The 16587-nt window shown below is 65.0% G+C and carries 15 protein-coding genes; 10 read left to right on the top strand and 5 right to left on the bottom strand.

The features are described from left to right. Positions 1–13: 13 nt before the first annotated feature. Positions 14–1480 (bottom strand): PE family protein, encoded by a 1467-nt coding sequence (locus EET03_RS24515; RefSeq protein ID WP_099193785.1) that lies wholly within the window; start codon positions 1478–1480, stop codon positions 14–16. 219 nt (positions 1481–1699) lie between these two features. Between EET03_RS24515 and EET03_RS24510 the strand changes: the two genes are divergently transcribed. After that, positions 1700–2539 (top strand): hypothetical protein, encoded by an 840-nt coding sequence (locus EET03_RS24510; protein ID WP_075544572.1) that lies wholly within the window; start codon positions 1700–1702, stop codon positions 2537–2539. Positions 2540–2604: 65 nt separating this feature from the next. Here EET03_RS24510 and EET03_RS24505 read toward each other — a convergent pair whose 3' ends face one another. Both EET03_RS24505 and kstD read right to left on the bottom strand, forming a co-directional pair. Next, the gene (locus tag EET03_RS24505) at positions 2605–3465 is read right to left on the bottom strand and encodes a MaoC/PaaZ C-terminal domain-containing protein (RefSeq protein WP_075544571.1); all 861 of its coding nucleotides are present in this window, start codon (positions 3463–3465) and stop codon (positions 2605–2607) included. 1 nt (position 3466) lies between these two features. Further along, positions 3467–5161 (bottom strand): 3-oxosteroid 1-dehydrogenase, encoded by a 1695-nt coding sequence (gene kstD / locus EET03_RS24500; protein WP_075544587.1) that lies wholly within the window; start codon positions 5159–5161, stop codon positions 3467–3469. 83 nt (positions 5162–5244) lie between these two features. Between kstD and EET03_RS24495 the strand changes: the two genes are divergently transcribed. The 8 genes from EET03_RS24495 (at position 5245) to EET03_RS24455 (ending at position 13926) form a co-directional block, all read left to right on the top strand. Continuing rightward, complete coding sequence (locus tag EET03_RS24495) at positions 5245–6030, top strand: 2-keto-4-pentenoate hydratase (RefSeq protein ID WP_075544570.1); 786 nt, start codon at positions 5245–5247, stop codon at positions 6028–6030. 284 nt (positions 6031–6314) lie between these two features. Beyond that, positions 6315–7241 carry an acetaldehyde dehydrogenase (acetylating) gene (locus EET03_RS24485; protein ID WP_063471311.1) on the top strand — a complete coding sequence of 309 codons (927 nt, stop codon included), beginning with the start codon at positions 6315–6317 and terminating at the stop codon, positions 7239–7241. Further along, on the top strand, positions 7238–8278 hold the full coding sequence (dmpG, locus tag EET03_RS24480; protein ID WP_075544569.1) for a 4-hydroxy-2-oxovalerate aldolase: 1041 nt from the start codon (positions 7238–7240) through the stop codon (positions 8276–8278). Before EET03_RS24485 ends, dmpG begins: the two co-directional genes overlap by 4 nt. 133 nt (positions 8279–8411) lie before the next feature. Continuing rightward, positions 8412–10160, top strand: coding sequence for a PPE family protein (locus EET03_RS24475; RefSeq protein WP_099193783.1), 1749 nt, complete (start codon positions 8412–8414; stop codon positions 10158–10160). A 291-nt stretch (positions 10161–10451) separates the two neighbouring features. Further along, positions 10452–10823: a hypothetical protein gene (locus EET03_RS24470; RefSeq protein WP_075541880.1), complete on the top strand. Its 372-nt coding sequence runs from the start codon at positions 10452–10454 to the stop codon at positions 10821–10823. A gap of 33 nt (positions 10824–10856) precedes the next feature. After that, on the top strand, positions 10857–11996 hold the full coding sequence (locus EET03_RS24465) for a hypothetical protein (RefSeq protein WP_075541881.1): 1140 nt from the start codon (positions 10857–10859) through the stop codon (positions 11994–11996). A gap of 2 nt (positions 11997–11998) precedes the next feature. Further along, complete coding sequence (locus tag EET03_RS24460; RefSeq protein ID WP_075541882.1) at positions 11999–12781, top strand: SDR family oxidoreductase; 783 nt, start codon at positions 11999–12001, stop codon at positions 12779–12781. Continuing rightward, positions 12781–13926: a sulfotransferase family protein gene (locus EET03_RS24455; RefSeq protein WP_075541883.1), complete on the top strand. Its 1146-nt coding sequence runs from the start codon at positions 12781–12783 to the stop codon at positions 13924–13926. Before EET03_RS24460 ends, EET03_RS24455 begins: the two co-directional genes overlap by 1 nt. A 218-nt stretch (positions 13927–14144) precedes the next feature. Here the strand turns inward: EET03_RS24455 and EET03_RS24450 are convergent, their stop codons facing one another. Both EET03_RS24450 and EET03_RS24445 read right to left on the bottom strand, forming a co-directional pair. Further along, positions 14145–14594: a hypothetical protein gene (locus tag EET03_RS24450; RefSeq protein ID WP_075541884.1), complete on the bottom strand. Its 450-nt coding sequence runs from the start codon at positions 14592–14594 to the stop codon at positions 14145–14147. Positions 14595–14599: 5 nt separating this feature from the next. Continuing rightward, positions 14600–15760 carry a 3-ketosteroid-9-alpha-monooxygenase, oxygenase component gene (locus tag EET03_RS24445; RefSeq protein WP_075541885.1) on the bottom strand — a complete coding sequence of 387 codons (1161 nt, stop codon included), beginning with the start codon at positions 15758–15760 and terminating at the stop codon, positions 14600–14602. Between the two features lie 115 nt (positions 15761–15875). On the opposite strand from EET03_RS24445, the gene EET03_RS24440 reads away from it, so the two are divergent. Further along, positions 15876–16445 (top strand): gamma carbonic anhydrase family protein, encoded by a 570-nt coding sequence (locus tag EET03_RS24440; RefSeq protein ID WP_075541886.1) that lies wholly within the window; start codon positions 15876–15878, stop codon positions 16443–16445. Positions 16446–16587: the final 142 nt, after the last annotated feature.

The following is a 16587-nucleotide window of genomic DNA, read 5'->3' as shown; positions in this document are numbered from 1 at the left end:
GTGGTCTCGGTGATTACGCCGGCAGGACGATCCCGCTGGCCTGGCCCAGAAAGATCGCCTGGCCGCCGGGGGCGACGTAGCCGCCGGTGGGCCCGTAGACGCCGTACATCGGGCTGAGCGGGCCCGCCCCGGCGTAAATATCGTTGACCCAACCCGAAGACAGGGTGTACACCGCCGCGGTGGCGCCGGGCGGGGAGAACCCGGTCAGCAGCTGGGCGGCGAAGTCTACCAAGGGATTTCCGCCCAGCATCGAATCGACATGCGAGCCGTTGACAATCTCGACCCCGACGAACTGCCCCGGGTACAGACTGACCAGTTGATTCGTGGTGCCACCGAAAGCGTTCCACGGCTGGGGCGGCGCGGCCACCACATACACGGGGACACTCGCCGACTGCAGGTTGGCTACCGCGGCCCCGAAGGCGGTGGCATTGGATGCGACCCCGTCGAACATCACCACACCGCGCAGGTGGTTGGTGTTCGCCCCGAGGTCTGCGAGGTAATCGCCGGCGGCGATCGTGGCGAGGCCACCACCGGCGGAGTGTCCGGACAGGATGAAATCCTGCGGTAGCGTGCCCTGGTATCCGGCCTGGTTCGCGCTGATGTTCAGCGCCGCTTCCGGGCCGAGGAACAACGACGCCACGCCTTGCTGCATCTGCGGGCTGCCGATCCATAGGCCGAACGGCAACGGAATTGACGGCACGGTGGGAACGACCACGACGCTGTTGGTCTGCTGCGCCAACTGCACGGCCAGCGGCTCGTAGAACCAACCTATCGCCCCGAAGCCGTGCTGCAGATAGATGACGCCGGTGGCGTTCACCGAACCGTCTGCCTGCGTCGGGAAGTACCACTGCGCGGGGGCGGGGTAGTTGAACTGAGGAATCGTAAAGCCCAGGAAGGAGGACGGGCCGATCGGGATTTGCAGGAAAGAGAAGCCCGATTTGACCCCGGTCACCCCGTTGGTGGCCGGAGCAGCGAGGGCTTGGGTGGCGGCGTAGTTCACCGCCCCGGACAGGCCCGCCTCGTTGGTGGCCGTGTTCAGCAACGTGCTGGGCGCAGTTGCGCCGACGGCTCCGGTGGCCCCGGTGGACCCGGCGGCGCCGTTACCGAACAACGGCCGCCCGAGCAGCCGCTCTATGGGTGCGAAAATCCCCGAGTTCTCGGCCTGTTGCAGCAGCATGCGCAGCGGCGAGGTATTCGCGGCCTCCGCGGCCGCATAGGCGGCCCCGGCCGCGCTCAACGCACGCACAAACTCGGCGTGAAACAGCGTCGTCGTCTGCGCGCTCAGCGCCTGAAACTCTCGGGCGTAGCCGCCGAAAAGGCCGGCGATGGCCGCCGACACCTCGTCGCCGGCCGCCGCGATTATTCCCGTCGTCGAGGGCGCCGCCGCAGCGGCGGCCCCCTTGATCGCCTCACCGATTCCGGTCAAATCGCCCGACGCCACGGCAATAGCCTCGGGTGCCGCGATCACGGACGACGACATCGGCCGCTCCAATCCCCGGTGGCCCGACAACGTCAGGACAGCTAGGAAATGGTACCCAGGTTCTCGAAAGCCGATGGCCGGTTTGACGTGGGTCTACCGGGGCGCCCAGCGTGACGCTGCAGTCACGCTTGAGTCCGAATGTGACTGCAGCGTCACGCTGGCGGTGGTGTGGGTGGTGCTGGGCGGCGGTGTCGGTTGCCGCTGGCAGACTCCACGCCCATGGGGGAACCCTTTATCGGCAGTGAGGCAGTGGCCGCCGGCATCGCGTCGCATAGCGAGTTGCGGCGTCGCTATACGCGGGTGTTTCGCGATGTCTACGTCAGTGAAGGTACCGAATTAACGCAGGCGCTTCGGGCCCGCGCGGCGTGGCTTTGGTCCCGACGCCGTGGGGTCGTCGCTGGTTTCGCCGCAGCGGCTTTGCATGGCAGTAGCTGGGTGGACGAGGACCGGCCAGTGGACATCATTCACGACAACCGTCACCCGCTGCCGGGCCTGCAAATTTGGGGCGACCGGCTGGAGGACGACGAGATACAACTGATCGACGGCATTCCGGTTACGACGCCGGCGCGTACTGCTCTTGACCTCGCGTGCTGGCATCCAACGACGACAGCGGTCGCCGCTCTCGACGCCCTTGCCCGCGCGACCGAGTTCAAGGTGGCCGACGTGGAGTTGCTGGCCGCCCGGCACCGTGGGCGTCGTGGGCTGGGGCGTGCTCGTGTCTCGCTCGATCTCGTCGACGCGGGCGCACAATCCCCGAAGGAAACGTGGCTGCGGCTGGTGTTGGTGCAGGGAGGGTTACCGCGGCCACAAACGCAAATTCCGGTGCTCAACGAGTTCGGCGATGTTATTGCCTACCTCGATATGGGTTGGGAGGGCGTCAAAGTCGCGGTCGAATACGACGGCGAGCAACATCGCAGTGATAGGCGACAGTACACCTGGGATGTTCGACGACTGGAATTGGTCGACCGTCGCGGTTGGATCTTGGTCAGGGTGGTTGCGGGTGATCGGCCCGCCGAGATTCTTCGCCGCGTACGCGCTGCCCGTGCGCGTCGAATGTGACGCTGCAGTCACACGCGGCCTCGAACGTGACGCTGCGGTCACGCCCAGGCGAAAGAGGAGATGGGCTAGGCGGGCACCAGCTCGATACCGGTGAGCACGACGGCGTTGTCGCGCGACGGCGCGACAACGCCGCCAACGATGCGGCCCCGGTCCTTCCACATGTTGACCTGAAGCGTTTCGCCGGGGTACGCCACGCCCGCGAAGCGGGCACCGTAGGCGGCTACCGCCGTGGCGTCTGCGTCGAGCAGCGCGTCGGTGATGGCCTTGCAGGCCATGCCGTAGCTGCACAGCCCGTGCAGGATAGGCGCGGGAAAGCCTGCGGCAGCGGCGAATTCGGGATCGGAGTGCAACGGATTGCGGTCACCGCACAAACGGTAGAGCAGCGCCTGCTGCGGCAGCACCGGCATCGCGACCTGCAGATCGGGTGCCCGCTCCGGCGGGTTGTCCGAGGTTGACGGGCCGCGTTCGCCGCCGAATCCGCCCTCGCCGCGGGCGTAGATCGACCGCTTCTGCGTCCACAGCAGTTTGCCGTCGGGTGTGGTCACCCTCGTCTCGCTCCAGATCACCGCGGCCTTGCCCTTGTCCCAGATATCGGTGAATCGGGTGACGGCGCGCGCTGACCCTGATGGCGGCAGCGGCCCGGGCACTTCCACGCGTTCGCTGGCATGCAGTACCTTGCTCAGTTCGATATCGATGCCGGGGAACCGGACGGTGGGCGGTTTGGTGGCGTGGAAGGTGGCGGCTACCGTGGCGAAAGTCGGCAGCACCTGCGGTGTGTCGTCGATCAGGTACCGTAGCTCGCGCGGGTCCATCGGGTCGGATCCGGCGCCCAATGCGAGTTGGTAGAGCTGGACATCGCTACTGGCCCAAGTGAATTCGACCGGATCCAGTTCGGCGTTCAGTGCGACTTCGACGTCGATCGGCATGTTAGCGCTCTCCCGCGATATGCAGGGCGGCGAGGTAGCCGAAGGTCATCGCCGGCCCGATGGTGCCGCCCGGGCCTGGGTAGGTGTGCCCCATCACCGGCGCGCTGACATTGCCTGCGGCATAAAGACCGTCGATGATGCTGCCGTCGTCGCGAAGCGCCCGGCCGTGGACGTCGGTGCGGATACCGCCCTTGGTGCCCAGGTCTCCGGGAACCATCTTGGCGGCGTAGTAGGGCGCGTGCCGGATCTCGCCCAAGTTCGGATTCGGCTTATTGGTCGGGTCGCCGTAGTAACGGTCGTAGGCGCTTTCCCCGCGGTGGTAGTCCGCGTCGACGCCCGACCGGGCAAAGCCGTTGAAACGCTGGACCGTCGCGATGAATTGGTCAACCGGGAGGCCGGCCTTGGTGGCCAGCTCCGCCAGCGTGTCGGCCTGGATGATCACGCCGGAATCCAGCCACTTACGCGGAATGCGTTGGCCCGGTTGCAGTCCGGCAAAGATGTAGCGGTCCCGGTACTGCTGATCGAACACCAGCCAGGCCGGAATGTTCTCGCCCGGTCCGGGACCCTGCCCGTACTTGCCGCCGTACATATGGTGGCAGGCCTCGACGTAGGGCATCGATTCGTTCATGAACCGGTTGCCGGACATGTTGACGATGATCGACCCCGGCGAATTGCGTTCCGACAACGCGAACCACGGCGCGCCCACCAGCGGCACCGTCGGGCCCCACCATGCGTCCTCCATCAGATCCAGTGCCGCGCCCAGCTTTTCGCCGGCGACAATGCCGTCGCCGGCATTCGCCTTGGCGCCGACGGTCCATTCGGTGGTGATGGGCGCGCGCTGGTATTTCACCCGCATCTGCTCGTTGTGCTCGAAACCGCCGCAGGCCAGGATCACGCCGCGCCGGGCCCGGATCAGCCGCGGCTCAGCAGCTTCGGAAGCACCAGCGTCGCGGACGTAGATGCCGCGGACCACGTCGTCCTCGACGTAGAGGTCGGTGAGCGCGGTGTTGAGCATCACCGGAACCCCGGCCTGCCGCAGCCCGATCCGCAGCGGGCCGATCAGGGCGCGACCCATGCCGACGAGGTTTTTGCCGGTGGCCTTGGCCCACATGGTGCGGGCGCCCACCTTCAGGCTGCGCAACACGCCGCGGGGGTGGCGCTTGAGCTGGTTCAGGCGCACGTAGTCCTGTTGCATCACAACCACATTCAGCGGCACCTTGCCGTAAGGAGGTTCCAGCGTGGCTTCGTCGGGACCGAGCTTGCGGGCATTGAACGGCTTCGGCTCGATCGAGCGGCCGTCCGGGCGGCCACCGGGCGCCTCGGGGTAATAGTCGGAGTAACCCGGCACCCAGCACATTTTCAACGGGGTGTGCTTCAGTACGAACGACAGCATCTCGGGCCCGCGTTCGAGATAGGCGTCGATGCGCTCCGGCTCGACCCCGCTGGTCGACACGTCACCGATGATGCCGTGCAGATAGGTGCGGGCCGCTTCGGAGCTGTCGTGGACGCCGGCGCGCTTGAGCACCTCGTTGTTGGGAATCCAGACGCCGCCGCCGGAGCGCGCGGTCGATCCGCCGTAGTGCGCGGCCTTCTCGACGATTACTGTCGAGAGACCGCGGTGCGCGGCGGTCAGCGCTGCCACCATACCGGCGCCACCGCTCCCGACCACGACGACGTCGTAGTCCTGTGCTGTCATGTAGAACACGTTATAGAATTGCCGGGGTCGGGCGCTACTGACCCGGTCACCATGAGGTCGGCAAGACGAGGGGACTTCGGTAAATGCTCACTGTTGCGACCCGCGACGAGCTGGCCGCCGACTTGGCGCAAGCTGAGCGCAGCCGTGAGCCGATCGCTCCGCTGACCGCCGCCCACCCCGACATGGACGTGGTCGACGCCTACGAGATCCAGCTGATCAACATTCGCCAGCGGGTCGCCGAGGGCGCCCGGGTGCTGGGCCACAAAGTGGGGCTGTCGAGCAAGGCCATGCAGCAGATGATGGGCGTCGACGAGCCCGACTACGGGCATCTGCTGGACGAGATGCAGGTGTTCGAGGACACGCCGGTCAAGGCGGCCAGATATTTGTATCCGCGGGTCGAGGTCGAGGTGGGTTTCATCTTGTCGGCGGACCTGCCGGGCGCGGACTGCACCGAGGACGACGTGCTGGCGGCGACCGAGGCCCTGGTGCCGGCGATCGAGTTGATCGACACCAGGATCACCGACTGGAAGATCGCGCTGTGCGACACGATTGCCGACAACGCGTCGTCGGCGGGCTTCGTACTGGGCGCGGCGCGGGTGTCGCCCGCCGATATCGACGTCAAGGCCATCGACGCGACGCTGATCCGCAACGGTGAGGTGATCGCTGCGGGCCGAAGCGATGCGGTACTGGGCAATCCGGTCACCGCCGTGGCCTGGCTGGCCCGCAAGGTGGACAGCTTCGGGGTTCGGTTGCGGCAAGGCGACATCGTGTTGCCCGGATCGTGCACGCGCGCGATCGACGCCCATGCCGGCGACGAATTCGTCGCCGAATTCGCCGGGCTGGGCTCGGTCCGGTTGTCATTCGAGTAGACGAGCGATCGCAAGCCCGGCGAGGCCGGGCGCAGCGGGTCGCGACCATAGGGTGACGAGCGATCGCAAGCCCGGCGAGGCCGGGCGCAGCGGGTCGCGACCATAGGGTGAGGAGCGATCGCAAGCCCGGCGAGGCCGGGCGCAGCGGGTCGCGAGCATAGGGTGAGGAGCGATCGCAAGCCCGGCAAGGCCGGGCGCAGCGGGTCGCGAGCATAGGGTGAGGAGCGATCGCAAGCCCGGCGAGGCCGGGCGCAGCGGGTCGCGACCATAGGGATAGGAGCAACATGCCGTCTAAGGCAAGCGTGGCGATCGTGGGGTCGGGCAACATCAGCACCGACCTGCTCTACAAGCTGCTGCGATCGGAGTGGCTGGAACCGCGCTGGATGGTGGGCATCGACCCGGAGAGCGAGGGCCTGGCCCGCGCCCGCAAACTGGGGCTGGAGACCACGCACGAAGGGGTCGACTGGCTGCTGGCGCAGTCGGAGAAACCGGACCTGGTGTTCGAGGCCACCAGCGCCTACGTACACAAGGCGGCCGCACCGCGCTACGCCGAGGCCGGAATCCGTGCCATCGACCTGACGCCGGCAGCGGTGGGCCCCGCGGTGATCCCGCCGGCCAACCTGCGCGAGCACCTGGACGCCCCGAACGTCAACATGATCACCTGCGGGGGACAGGCCACCATCCCGATCGTGTACGCGGTGTCGCGGGTCGTGACGGTGCCATATGCGGAAATTGTGGCGTCGGTGGCTTCGGTGTCGGCGGGACCGGGCACCCGGGCCAACATCGACGAGTTCACCAAGACCACCTCACGCGGTGTGGAGACCATCGGCGGGGCCGCGCGCGGCAAGGCGATCATCATTCTGAATCCGGCCGATCCGCCGATGATCATGCGCGACACCATCTTCTGCGCCATCCCGGAGGACGCCGACCGGGACGCGATCGCGAAGTCCATCCACGACGTGGTGGCCGAGGTACAGACCTATGTGCCGGGCTACCGGCTGCTCAACGAGCCGCAGTTCGACGAGCCGTCGCTCAACTCGGGCGGCCAGGCGGTGGTCACCACGTTCGTCGAGGTGGAGGGCGCCGGCGACTACCTGCCGCCGTACGCCGGCAACCTCGACATCATGACCGCGGCGGCCACCAAGGTCGGCGAGGAGATCGCCCGTAAAAGCAAAGATGTGGCACTTTCGGTTACGGGAGGCACGCGATGACCAGCATCTGGGATGTCCGCATCACGGACACGTCGCTGCGCGACGGGTCGCACCACAAACGTCACCAATTCACCAAAGAGGAGGTCGGCGCCATCGTGGCGGCCCTGGATGCCGCCGGGGTGCCGGTGATCGAGGTGACCCACGGGGACGGGCTGGGCGGATCGTCGTTCAATTACGGCTTTTCCAAAACCCCCGAGCAGGAATTGATCAAGCTGGCGGCCGAGACGGCCAAAGAGGCGCGGATCGCGTTCTTGATGTTGCCCGGGGTGGGCACCAAGGACGACATCAAAGAGGCACAGGACAATGGCGGGTCGATTTGCCGAATCGCCACTCATTGCACCGAGGCCGACGTGTCCGTTCAGCATTTCGGGCTGGCGCGCGAGTTGGGGCTGGAAACCGTCGGTTTTCTGATGATGGCCCACACCATTTCGCCGGAGAAGCTGGCCGCCCAGGCCCGCATCATGGCCGACGCCGGCTGCCAGTGCGTCTACGTCGTCGACTCGGCCGGGGCCCTGGTGCTCGACGGGGTGGCCGACCGAGTGTCGGCCCTGGTCGCCGAGCTCGGCGACGACGCACAGGTGGGTTTCCACGGCCACGAAAACCTCGGCCTGGGGGTGGCCAACTCGGTGGAGGCGGTGCGCGCGGGCGCCAAGCAGATCGACGGCAGCGTGCGGCGTTTCGGCGCCGGCGCGGGCAACGCCCCGGTCGAGGCGCTGATCGGGGTGTTCGACAAGATCGGCGTGAAAACCGGCATCGACTTCTTCGATATCGCCGACGCCGCCGAAGACGTGGTTCGCCCGGCCATGCCCGCCGAGTGTCTGCTGGACCGCAACGCGCTGATCATGGGCTATTCGGGGGTCTACTCGAGCTTCCTCAAGCACGCCGTCCGTCAGTCCGAGCGCTATGGTGTGCCGGCGTCGGCGCTGCTGTACCGAGCAGGTCAGCGCAAGCTGATCGGCGGGCAGGAAGACCAGCTGATCGATATCGCTTTGGAAATAAAGCGTGAGCAGGAAAGCGGCGAAGTCGTCACACATTAGCGATGCCGTTAATTATGCCGCGGTGACGTAGGAATTTATTGGGTCCAATCTCGCCGAAAGCGAGATAGTCCTCGGGTCGTTTCCTACCCTTTGTTGTGGGATGGGACGGCCAGACCGGAAAGGAAGGGCTCTCATGAACTACGCGACATTGCCGCCGGAGATTAATTCGTTGCGGATGTTCGCTGGGGCGGGTTCGGCGCCGATATTGGGGGCGGCGGTGGCCTGGGATGGGTTGGCCTCGGAGTTGGGGTCGGCGGCGGCGTCGTTTGGGTCGGTGACGTCGGGGTTGGCCGGTAATGCGTGGCAGGGGGCGGCGGCGGCGGCGATGAGTGCGGCGGCGGCGCCGTATGCGGGGTTTTTGAGCGCGGCGGCGGCGCAGGCTGCCGGGGCGGCGGCGCAGGCTAAAGCGGTGGCCAGCGCGTTTGAGGCGGCGCGGGCGGCGACGGTGCATCCGGTGCTGGTGGCGGCCAATCGCACGGCGTTGGTGCAGCTGGTGTTGTCGAATTGGTTGGGGTTTAATGCGCCGGTGATCGCGGCTCTTGAGGGTTTGTATGAGGAGATGTGGGCGGCGGATGTGACCGCGATGGTGGGCTATCACGGTGGGGCGTCGGCGGCGGCGGCGGCGTTGACGCCGTGGGGGGCGGTGCTGCAGGCGCTGCCCGGCTTGGGGATTGGCAACCTGGGCACCTCCAACCTGGGTAGTGGAAACAGGGGCAATTTGAACGTGGGCAATGGCAACACCGGCAACGAAAACCTGGGCAGCGGGAACACCGGTGGCGGGAACCTGGGCAGCGGCAACCGCGGCGACTCCAACTTCGGCGCCGGGAATATCGGGAGTGGCAACTGGGGCAGCGGCAACGGCAGGTTAGGTGTGCCGAGCAGTGGAAACTATGGCGACGGGAACCTCGGCAATAGCAATGTCGGCAGCGGTAACACCGGCAACTCCAACATCGGCTTCGGCAACACCGGCAGCAATAATGTCGGTGCCGGGAACAGCGGCAGCAACAATCAGGGATTCGGGAATACGGGCAACTTTAATCAGGGCTTCGGGAATAACGGTAGTGGGAATATTGGTTTCGGTAATACCGGTAATAATAACTTTGGTATTGGGCTCACCGGCAACAATCAGGTGGGCATTGTTGGGCTGAATTCGGGGAGCGGGAACACTGGTTTGTTCAACTCGGGTACCGGGAATATCGGCTTCTTCAATTCGGGTGACCACAATGTGGGTATCGGTAACTCGAGCAGCAGTAATGTGGGCATCGGGAATTCGGGTGCCGCGTTGAGTGTTTTCGGGGCGGGCCATAACACCGGGTTTGGGAATTCTGGTGGCTTGAACACCGGCTTTGGTAACGCCGGCGGCGGTAACACCGGTTATGGAAATGGTGGTTTGGCCAATTTCGGGGTCGGCAACTCGGGCACCTTAAATGCGGGCAGCTTCAACTCGGGCGTAGTCAATACCGGAAACTTCAACTCGGGCGTCGTCAATACCGGCGACTTCAACTCGGGCGTTATCAACACTGGCTGGGCGAACTCGGGCGTTATCAACACCGGCTTCTTCAACGCCGGCGTTCTCAATTCCGGTGTCGGACTTGTCGGTACCGCGGCCGGCCCGAACTCGGGCTTCGGCAACACCGGCACCGGAAGCTCGGGCTTCTTTAACACCGGCAACTCCAGCTCGGGCTTCCAAAATGCGGGCGGCACGGTCTCGGGGTTGCAGAACGCCGCCGGTTCATTCGCCTCGGCGGGCATTGCCAACGGGGGAACTGAAGACGCCGGTATCGGGAACACCGGCTTGGTAAGTACCGGCTTCTTCAACTCGGGTACACGCACGTCGGGTGGTTTCAACCAGACCGCCGACCAGTCGGGCTTCGGGCACTAATCGCCGCGAACGCTGAAATTTGGCGGAAATCAAGATTATCCGCCAGGGCTGCTCTACCGCCTTCTAGGTTCTGGGCGGGGTCAGGCCGGGTAAGGACGGCTCTCATGAATTATGCAACGTTGCGAAGTGTCGGCTTCTGCAACACGGGCGACAGGACTTCGGTTGGCTTCAACAACGCCGACGTGCAGCCTGGCTTCGGACACTAACGTCCGCCCGGCATCGAAATGCTGCATCCTGCGGGGCCCACTTCGGTGGGGTTCCGGTAAGGCTGTCGCGGTTAACCTCGATCGCATGACCGCGATTTCCAGAACCGACCGTCGCCTTCGCCGCGGATTTTGCGGTGTGCTGGCCGGCGGGTTGCTCTGCGCCACTGCCTCACTAATGATCGCAATGCCGGTGGCGAACGCAGACCCGCAGCCATGCAATACCACCGTGGGACAAACGGCGTCCGAAACCGCCCAGTACTACCTGGACCAGCATCCCGACATCAAGGCCCAGATCCAGGCCAGGGCGGACGGGTCCGGCACATCATTGATCGACTACCTCAACCGGCACCCGGACGTACGCCAGGCGCTGGTCACCCTGGCCAACCAGTGCACCTCGGGAAGTGAGCGGGCTTCGTTCGTGAGCGCCCCCACAACGCGCGGATATGTTCGCCATTGACTCAAAATAGGAACACGTTCTAGCGTCGAAGTCGTGTCCGCAACGCCCTTCTCCGCGCCCCTTACCGAGGCGATCGCCGAAGCCGAGAAGCTGGTGGCGGCCGCCCCGCACATCGAAACCGAAGCCGACCTGCTGGAAGGACTGCAGTACCTGGCCGGCTGCGTCGCCGGCTGCATGCATCTGGCCTTCGACTATGAACGTGACCATCCGTTTCTGCAGTCGGGCACCGGACCATTCACCAAAATGGGGTTGGACAACCCCGACACCCTGTACTTCGGCACCCGCGTACAGCCCGACCGGGACTACGTGGTCACCGGCCGGCGCGGAACCACCACCGACCTCAGCTTCCAGGTGCTCGGCGGCGAATACACCGACGACAACGTGCCCGCCAGCCAGATTGCGTTCGACGACCGTGAACTCGACATCGCCCCGGACGGCACCTTCGGGTGGCAGCTGCGCCCGACCAGTCCCGGGCAGCTGGTGATCCGCGAGGTGTACGGCGACTGGTCACAACAACGCGGCACATTAGCGGTCTCCCGGCTGGACACCGCCGGCACCGCGCCACCGCCACTGAGCCGCCAGACCATCGAAAAACGTTACGCGACAGCGGGAAAGCAACTGGTGAGCCGGGTGAAAACCTGGCTGCAATTCCCTCAGTGGTTTTATCTCAACATCCCGGTCAACACCATGGTGGCCCCCCGGCTGACGCCGGGGGGCCTGGCTACCCAATACTCGTCGGCCGGTCACTTCGAGCTGCGGCCCGATCAGGCGCTGGTGATCACCGTGCCGGTGAGCGATGCCCCCTACCTGGGTTTTCAGCTGGGCAGCATGTGGTACATCTCGCTGGACTACATCAACCACCAGACCTCGCTGAACAACGGTCAGGCCCAGGCGGATCCGGACGGCAAGGTCCGCATTGTGGTCGCCGACCAGAATCCCGGCGTGACCAACTGGGTCGAAACGCTCGGCCATCGACGCGGCTTCCTGCAGTTCCGTTGGCAGCGGGTGTCTCGGCAGCTCACCCAGGCCGACGGGCCGACCGTCGAGCTGGTGGACTTCGACGCGATACCGGCCGCGTTGCCGTATCTGGAACACAACAAGATTTCCGAAGGAGCCTGGCGCGCGCGAATCGCCTTGCGCCAGCAGCAAATTGCGACCAGGATGCTGGGGTAACGATGACCGGGATGCTCGAGGGAAAGATCGTCGTCGTCAGTGGTGTCGGGCCGGGGCTCGGCACCACGCTGGCGCACCGATGCGCGGGCGAAGGGGCCGACCTGGTACTGGCCGCTCGCAGCGCCGACCGCCTCGACGACGTCGCCAAACAGGTTGTGGACACCGGCCGGCAAGCCATTGCGGTGCGCACCGACATCACCGATGACGACCAAGTCAACAACCTCGTCGACGCCACCCTGGAGGCATACGGCAAGATCGACGTGCTGATCAACAACGCGTTCCGAGTACCGTCGATGAAGCCGTTGGCGGAAACCAGTTTCGAGCACATCCGCGACGCCATCGAGCTCAGCGCGCTCGGTGCGCTGCGGCTGACCCAGGGCTTCACCCGTGCGCTCGCCGAAACCCACGGGTGCATCGTCAACGTCAACTCAATGGTGTTGCGGCACTCCCAGCCCAAATACGGGGCCTACAAGATGGCCAAGTCCGCGTTGCTCGCGATGTCGCACTCACTGGCCACCGAACTCGGGCCGAAGGGTATTCGCGTCAATTCCGTTGCACCCGGCTACATCTGGGGCGACACCCTGAAAGGTTACTTCCAGCACCAAGCCGGCAAGTACGGCATTACGGTGGACCAGATATACCAGGCCACGGCGGCGCACTCCGATCTCAAGCGACTGCCGACCGAGGACGAGGTGGCGTCGGCGATTCTCTTCTTGGCCAGCGACCTGTCCAGCGGCATCACCGGACAGACATTGGACGTCAACTGCGGGGAGTACCACAGCTGATGGGCGATCGCACCGATGTCGGCTCCGTGGAGGAACTGCATGCGTCGGCCACCAAGTTGACCGGGCTGGACGATTTCGGTTCCGACGAGGACAACTATCTCGAGGCTTTGGGCGTGCTGTTGGACTCCTACCGGCACGAGGCCGGGCTAACGGTGTTGGGCAGCAAGATGAATCGCTTCTTTTTGCGGGGCGCGCTGGTGGCCAGGCTACTGTCCGAAGCCGCGTGGAAGCAGTACCCACAGTATGCCGGCGTCGCCATCGAGCGGCCGATCTTCGTGACCGGGCTGGTCCGCACCGGCACTACCGCCCTGCATCGGCTACTGGGCGCCGACCCGGCCCATCAGGGTCTGCACATGTGGCTGGCCGAGTTCCCGCAGCCCCGCCCGCCCCGCGACACCTGGGAGTCAAACCCGTTGTACCGCCAGCTCGACGACCAGTTCACCCGACACCACAAGGAGAATCCCGGGTATACCGGCTTGCATTTCATGGCCGCCTACGAACTGGAGGAATGCTGGCAGCTGCTGCGGCAGTCGCTGCATTCGGTCTCCTACGAGACGCTGGCGCATCTGCCGGGCTACGCTTCGTGGCTGTCGCAGCAGGACTGGACGCCGGCATATCGGCGGCACCGCCGCAACCTCCAGCTGATCGGGCTCAACGATGCCGAAAAGCGTTGGGTGCTCAAGAATCCCAGCCACCTGTTCGCGCTCGATGCGTTGCTGGCCACCTATCCCGACGCGCTGGTGATACAGACTCACCGGCCGGTGGAGACGATCATGGCGTCGATGTGTTCGTTGGCGCAGCACACCTCTGAGGGGTGGTCGACGGTGTTCGTCGGGGCGCAGATCGGCGCTGACGCGATGGACACGTGGTCGCGCGGCCTGGAGCGGTTCAACACCGCTCGGGCGCAGTATGATCCGGCTCAGTTCTACGACGTAGACTACCGCGATCTGATTGCCGATCCGCTGGGCACGGTGGCCGCGATTTACCGGCACTTCGGGTTGACGCTGACCAATGAGGCCCGACAAGCCATGGCGAAGATTCACGCCGAAAGCCAGAGCGGCGAGCGAGCGCCCAAGCACACGTACTCGCTGGCTGACTATGGGTTGACGGCTGAAGCGGTCAAGGAGCGGTTCGCGGGGCTGTGATCCGGTGCCGGCACGTCGCATCGGTCACGACTGTCACAGGAGTCTCTGTGTGCGGGCCGGTACGCGTTGACTCATCAGAAATGCCCGCCTGTCAGCGACTTTGATGCCAGCGCGGCAGGCCACGACGTGTTGTCGCGCATAGGTGGGCACAACGACCATCCTCCCGGCAAGGGGCGACTGTGGCGGATGTGACTAACGCTGCCGGCCCGCCGGCAGGTTCAGTCCTGCTGTTCTTCGGTCAGATAGCCCTCGGCGATGGCGTGGTCGATGCTGTCGGTCATTTTCGGACAGGCCTTGGTGCGTGCGGTGTCGCCGCCGGACGCCCGCACTTCGGCGAAATGCGCGCAGCGCTGCACGGCCTCGGTATTCCATTGCACAGCCGTATGGCCCGGCCCGTGCCGTTTGACCGTGACGGTGACGTGGCAGAATCGGCAATCCACCGGCTGTAGGCCGCCGGTCAGATAACGTTCACGATCGGCGCGGCTGGCTTCCCGTACCGCGGCGGCGCGTTGTGGGTCGTTGGTGAAATCCCATGCCTTGGAAGACGATCGACGCCCAGCGTGTTCGTCGGATGCCACATGGTGGTCATGATGCCCACCGCGCAGCAGCAGCATCGAACGGGCCAGCCGATCGACGTCGGGAACCGGTTGATCGTCGGGCGGGCTCATGACAGTCAGTGTTGCTCGGCGGGCACGCCGTCGGCGAGTTTCCTTGCGTCCAGGTTTCTTTGGACTTCGGCCCGCCAGAACTCGTTGGCCCGGGTGGTGTCCACCTCCATCTCGAAGCGCTCCACCATTTCGGGTTTGACGTCGGCCACATCTACATAAAACTGCTCATACCAGCGACGCATCTGATAGACCGCACCGTCTTCCTCGACCAGCAGCGGGTTCGCGATTCTGGTTTTGTGCTTCCAGATCTCGACGTCCTGCATGAACCCCATGCTGACGCCTTCGGTGAACACCCGCGACAGCTTGTCGGTCATCTTCTCATCCATGCCTTTGGGCTTTTCGACGATCACACCCCACTGCAACACGAACGAGTCCTGAGTCACCGGGTAGTGGCAATTGATCAGGATCGACTCGGACTTGTAGCCGCTGTAGCTATTGTGCAGCCAGTTGATCATGAACGACGGCCCAAAATAGGACGCCTCGGAATCCAGGTGGGCTTCGCCGTACGCGGTTCCCAGACCCTCCACATCCGGGCGACCCACGTTGTGCAGATACTGCGAGGCGATGTGGCCCTCGAAGACGTTCTTGAAGTACGTCGGCAACCCGAAATGGATATAGAAGAAGTGGGCCATGTCGGTGACGTTGTCGATGATGTCGCGGCAGTTGGACCCTTCGATGAGGATGCGGTTCCACCGCCAGTCCGTCCATTCGTTGCTGGCGGCCTCGGGAATGTCGGGGATCCTGACGGCCGGCTCCGGCGGGTTGCCTTCGTGGTCGTGCCAGACGAACAGCAGGCCGCCGCGCACGTCGGTCTCCCAGGACCGGGTGCGCGCGGTTTTGGGGGTGCGCTTGGCGTATGGCACCAGCTTGCAGCGGCCGTCGCCGCCCCAGCGCCAGTCGTGGAACGGGCAGGCGATCTCGTCGCCCTTGATGGTGCCCCCGGACAGGTCGCCGCCCATGTGACGGCAGTAGTTGTCGAGGATCTTCAGGTCGCCGTTAGAGTCGGCGAATACCACCAGCTTGGTGCCGAACGCTTCCACCCCGTGCGGCTTGCCGTCCATGAAATCCTTGGCGACACCGAGGCAATGCCAGCCCCGCGCGTACCTGGTCGGCAAGGTTCCGGCATCGATCTCCCGGACGCCGACGCTACTTGTGCCGGTACTCACGCTGTCACCTCCACATCACTGACCACTAACTAGAACACGTTACAGTTTTAAGGCCGGTGAGTGCAACGGCGGCGCGCCTGGCCACAGCATATGCATGGTGCGGTATATGTAAACGATGCCGCTATACACATTCGAGGGCCGCTCTCCGCGCGTCGATCCCACCGCGTTTGTAGCCCCCACTGCGACGCTGATCGGCGATGTCACCGTCGAAGCGGGAGCGTCGGTTTGGTACAACGCCGTGTTGCGGGGCGACTACGCGCCGGTCGTGGTGCGCGAAGGAGCCAATGTTCAGGACGGCTCGGTGTTGCATGCGCCGCCGGGTATCCCGGTCGATATCGGTCCCGGCGCGACGGTTGCACACCTGTGCGTCATCCATGGGGTGCACGTGGGACAAGAGGCGTTAATTGCCAACCACGCCACCGTTCTGGACGGCGCGGTGATCGGCGCGCGCAGCATGGTGGCGGCCGGGGCGCTGGTGGTGGCAGGCACCCAGATTCCGGCCGGCGTCCTGGCGGTCGGAGCGCCGGCCAAGGTGAAGGGGCCGCTGGAAGGAACGGCTGCGCAGATGTGGGTCAACCTCAATCCGCAGGCCTATCGCGACCTCGCTCAGCGGCATCTGACCGGGCTGGAGCCGATCTCAGCTTCGCTTGCAGCGGACGCGGAGTGCGAAGTCCACGACGCTTGAATCGGCGTGCCGCTTAGTGGTCGCGCCCGTAAGTTCGTCGGGGGTCGCATTCAGGCTGCTCGGGGCTGGATCGGATTGTGCTGGGGTTCGTGGTTGTCGAGCTTGGTCAGCAGGTCGTTCAGGTCGGTGGTGGTGAACTTCC

It is taken from the genome of Mycobacterium innocens (assembly GCF_900566055.1).
Lineage (GTDB): Bacteria > Actinomycetota > Actinomycetes > Mycobacteriales > Mycobacteriaceae > Mycobacterium > Mycobacterium innocens.
This window is presented reverse-complemented; position numbering and strand designations above follow the sequence as displayed.

Coding starts and splice junctions, on each gene's coding strand:
- EET03_RS24515 (WP_099193785.1), bottom strand. CDS start 1,480: ATGTCGTCGTCCGTGATCGCGGCACCCGAGGCTATTGCCGTGGCGTCG.
- EET03_RS24510 (WP_075544572.1), top strand. CDS start 1,700: ATGGGGGAACCCTTTATCGGCAGTGAGGCAGTGGCCGCCGGCATCGCG.
- EET03_RS24505 (WP_075544571.1), bottom strand. CDS start 3,465: ATGCCGATCGACGTCGAAGTCGCACTGAACGCCGAACTGGATCCGGTC.
- kstD (WP_075544587.1), bottom strand. CDS start 5,161: ATGACAGCACAGGACTACGACGTCGTCGTGGTCGGGAGCGGTGGCGCC.
- EET03_RS24495 (WP_075544570.1), top strand. CDS start 5,245: ATGCTCACTGTTGCGACCCGCGACGAGCTGGCCGCCGACTTGGCGCAA.
- EET03_RS24485 (WP_063471311.1), top strand. CDS start 6,315: ATGCCGTCTAAGGCAAGCGTGGCGATCGTGGGGTCGGGCAACATCAGC.
- dmpG (WP_075544569.1), top strand. CDS start 7,238: ATGACCAGCATCTGGGATGTCCGCATCACGGACACGTCGCTGCGCGAC.
- EET03_RS24475 (WP_099193783.1), top strand. CDS start 8,412: ATGAACTACGCGACATTGCCGCCGGAGATTAATTCGTTGCGGATGTTC.
- EET03_RS24470 (WP_075541880.1), top strand. CDS start 10,452: ATGACCGCGATTTCCAGAACCGACCGTCGCCTTCGCCGCGGATTTTGC.
- EET03_RS24460 (WP_075541882.1), top strand. CDS start 11,999: ATGACCGGGATGCTCGAGGGAAAGATCGTCGTCGTCAGTGGTGTCGGG.
- EET03_RS24455 (WP_075541883.1), top strand. CDS start 12,781: ATGGGCGATCGCACCGATGTCGGCTCCGTGGAGGAACTGCATGCGTCG.
- EET03_RS24450 (WP_075541884.1), bottom strand. CDS start 14,594: ATGAGCCCGCCCGACGATCAACCGGTTCCCGACGTCGATCGGCTGGCC.
- EET03_RS24440 (WP_075541886.1), top strand. CDS start 15,876: ATGCCGCTATACACATTCGAGGGCCGCTCTCCGCGCGTCGATCCCACC.